General features: G+C 36.0%; 4 protein-coding genes and 1 pseudogene. All 5 read left to right on the top strand.

Going from position 1 to position 3,480, the window contains the following annotated elements:
• A pseudogene (locus ACLTBU_RS17010) lies at positions 1–527 on the top strand (hypothetical protein); the annotation flags it as partial.
• The gene (locus tag ACLTBU_RS17005; RefSeq protein WP_412220182.1) at positions 527–2,038 is read left to right on the top strand and encodes a phage/plasmid primase, P4 family; all 1,512 of its coding nucleotides are present in this window, start codon (positions 527–529) and stop codon (positions 2,036–2,038) included. The pseudogene ACLTBU_RS17010 and the gene ACLTBU_RS17005, both read left to right, overlap by 1 nt.
• 320 nt (positions 2,039–2,358) lie before the next feature.
• A complete protein-coding gene (locus ACLTBU_RS17000; RefSeq protein WP_412220180.1) occupies positions 2,359–2,646 on the top strand; it encodes a hypothetical protein in 288 nt (95 codons plus the stop codon).
• Positions 2,647–2,686: 40 nt separating this feature from the next.
• Complete coding sequence (locus tag ACLTBU_RS16995; RefSeq protein ID WP_412220178.1) at positions 2,687–3,061, top strand: hypothetical protein; 375 nt, start codon at positions 2,687–2,689, stop codon at positions 3,059–3,061.
• Positions 3,062–3,089: 28 nt separating this feature from the next.
• Positions 3,090–3,480, top strand: a 391-nt coding sequence (locus ACLTBU_RS16990) for a hypothetical protein (RefSeq protein ID WP_412220177.1), incomplete at its 3' end; no start/stop codon positions are given.

Raw genomic sequence — 3,480 nt, 5'->3', positions numbered from 1 at the left:
TCATTTGTAAAGGCACTAAGCCACAGGGAGCTTGCAGAAAAGGCAACTTTGAGTGCTACGAGAAAGGGCGATTCTTTACAGTAACAGGGAAGGTGATTGAGCCTTATACCACACTTAGGGATTGTACAGAGAGCATTAAGCCTCTCTATGAGAAGTACTTGAAAGCCCAAGAACCTAAAAGGATTTCTACCACACAACTAGTTTATAGCCAAGTTCAAGCCCTTTCAGACAGTGAAGTCCTCGAGAAGGCACGTAAACAGGCCAAATTTAATACGCTCTATTACTATGGGTGGGGAAGTGGAGATGCTTCAAGGGATGATATGGCACTTGTAGACTATCTTATCTTCTGGACAGGTGGTAATACCACACAGATTGATAGACTCTTTAGAGACAGTGCGTTGATGAGGCCTAAATGGGACAGGAGGCAAAGTGGTTCCACGTACGGTGAATTAACTATCAGAAAATGCATGAGAACATACAATGGGGATTATTATAATCCACATCATTATAAAGAGGAGGCGAGATAGTGGAACAAGAGGAGATAAAGCCTGAATTATCAAGGTTAGATTTTAACGAGGATAAAACGTACATCTTTTTAGATATACAGGATAAAGCTGAGAGAGATAAAAATTACAAGCTTCTATTGGAGGAAGCTATAAGAAGGGGGGAAGAGGAAGTATTTAAAAGCAAGGCAGAAGAGATAAACAGAAAGTTTAACCCCTATTCTGCCCCATACCTAGTGCCTAATAAGCATGGGAAATTAGTGGTTAATACAAGTCTATTGGCTGAGTATATCAGGAATAACAGCCATTATTATATTGTTAAAAAACAAGGGAGTGAAACATTCTTTATTTATTGGTATGAAGAAGGGTATTACAAGCATATGTCGGCTGGTGAAGTAAAAGCCAAAATTAAAGAATACATTCCTCTTGAAATACGTAGACCTACAGTATGGGAGGATACCTATAAGGATTTAGTGTCCACTAACAACTTTATTAGTTATGATCAATTAAATACTTATGAGCACCTCATTAATTTCAAAAATGGTATTTTAGATACTCAAACATGGCAACTCATTAAACACAGTCCACAATACAATCATACTTATCAAATCCAATATAACTACAATGAAAAGGCAGAAGAACCTAAAATATGGAAGCAATTTGTAGCAACGCTTGTATCAGGCGATACGGATTCAGCATATAGTTTACAGGAATGGATGGGGCTAAATATTTCTAATTATAATGCAAACCTATGTAAGAAGTCAGTTGCACTTTGTGGGGCTGTAGGGAATACAGGTAAATCAAAATTGCTGAAGATGTTAGCTCAAATAATAGGTATTCATAATATATGTAGTAAATCTATTCAAGACTTATCAGCTCGCTTTGGAGCTGGAGCATTATATGGCAAAAAGTGCGTGCTTATTGATGACCAAAAGGCTGCGAATATTGAAGATGGAAGTACATTTAAAGCCATAACCGGTGATGGCATTATTGAAGCAGAGTTAAAAGGGAAAGATCCGTTTTCTTTTGCATTTAAAGGGGGTATAACTTTTACGTGCAATGAAATGCCCTATATTAAGGATGATAAAGGAAGTCATATGTTTGAACGGTTTCTCATTATACCTTGTAACAATGTAATACCCAAGGAAAAAAGGGATAATAGACTTTTTGAAAAGATGGAAAAGGAAATAGAAGGTATCATTCTTTGGGCATTGAAAGGACTAAAAAGGCTTATGAACAATAGCTTTGTATTAACTGAGAGTGAAAGGAGTAAAGAAGCTAATAAGCAATATAGAGTGAGCAATGACAGCTTATTTAGATTTATTAATGAGTACTGCATTATAACAGGTGACAAGAGGGATAAAATCGCAAAACCTGAGTTTGAAGAAAGATATATTTCCTTTTGTATTGCCAATGGCATTAATGGATTGGATAAGAAAAATATAGTAGATAGAGCAGAAAAGAATGGAGTAATTTGCAATAAGTACAATGGCTACTATCATTATAGAGGGATAAGGTATAAGGATGGATTTTAGGGCATGGTAGGGCAAAGTAGGGAAAGAAAATTCCCCAAGCAATCCTTTGACTATCAAGCGTTATAAGGTTTTAGGGAATATAGAACTCTATATTAATATAAAAAATAATAATAGAGATGTAATAAATATATATAAGAACTTCAGAAAAGATGCCCTATTTGCCCTAAGGTAGTGGAGGGCATGAGCCTCAATGGATAGAGAGGATAAATAGAAAAATACTGATTTCCCCAAATGCCCTAAAAGTAGCCGATAGCTTCAAGGAGAGAATAGAGGGGTAAGTGTGGTTAAAAATAAAAGATTAATGGAGAGGAAGATTTAGCGTGATAAATAGACTTAACTTTGAAGGATATATAGAGAAGATAATCTTTAGAAATAGTCAGGTAGTAAAGTTTACTGTGGTTAATCAGGTAAAAGGTAAGACTAAAAAGATTACAGCAACCTTATTTAATAGCGATGACTTGGTGATGTTATTTAATAGTGTGGATAATTTATTAGGAAGACTTGTAGTAGTAGTGGGTGAAATATATGAGCAAAACTATAAGGATAAGAAGACCAATGAATGGATTAATACTTATTGTGTGCAAGTAGATAAAATAGTAGAAAGGTAACATTCTATCACTTGATTCATTGAAGGAGAGGAGATTTGGTATGGACATAAAAACACTTGATAGATTGGCAAAGAATAATAGACCCATAAGACAGAAGATAACACTACAGGAGAGATGCTATTATGTTGCTATGAGGGGGTTATATAGCCAATATAAATCAGGGGAGATTGATCTAGCACAGGCTGAGCACGATAAGGAAGTAGTAGAAGATGCTTTGTACCTATGCAAGAGCAATAAAACCAGCAACAAGCAAGTCATACACTTGAACAAAGAGGCTGTGGTTAATGCAGTCCTATTGGAACTTGGAAGGTATGTTTCTTGTGGTGCAACTTATCAGGAAAGAGAAAAGGCCTATCCAAGACTTCTATTTGAGAAGCGTATTATAGAAGTTATAGACAAGGCTTACGAGGCATAAATAATTTTGACAGCATAGGAGGGACAGCGTGAAAGAAAGTGATTATAAAAAGGTAGAAAGCATCTTATATGAAGTGCCCCGACTAAAGGCTGAGATAGCCAACCTACAAATAGATTTAGAAGAAATACAAGAGATAATAGGCATCAGAGGAGCAAGCCCTAATGAGAAAGCTGGAAGTGCTACTTATGCCTTTAGTAGTAGTGTGGAAGATGAAGTGATTAATAGAGAGGAAAGATTAGAGGAGAAGGTTCATGGTCTTAAAGAAGCCATAAGGCGCCGAGAAAGGCAAGTAAGAAAGGTGGAGAATGCCTTAAAGGTACTAAATGAAAAGGAATTATTGCTAGTAGAAATGCGTTATTTCAATCATTACTCCATTAATAGGGTGTGTGAAATACTCGATATTACAACACCTACGTTTA

Source organism: Zhenhengia sp. (genome assembly GCF_046966505.1).
In the GTDB taxonomy this organism is placed as follows: Bacteria; Bacillota; Clostridia; order Lachnospirales; family Cellulosilyticaceae; genus Zhenhengia; species Zhenhengia yiwuensis.
Note: the sequence above shows the minus strand (reverse complement) of the source record. Positions and strands in the feature narration are given on the sequence as shown.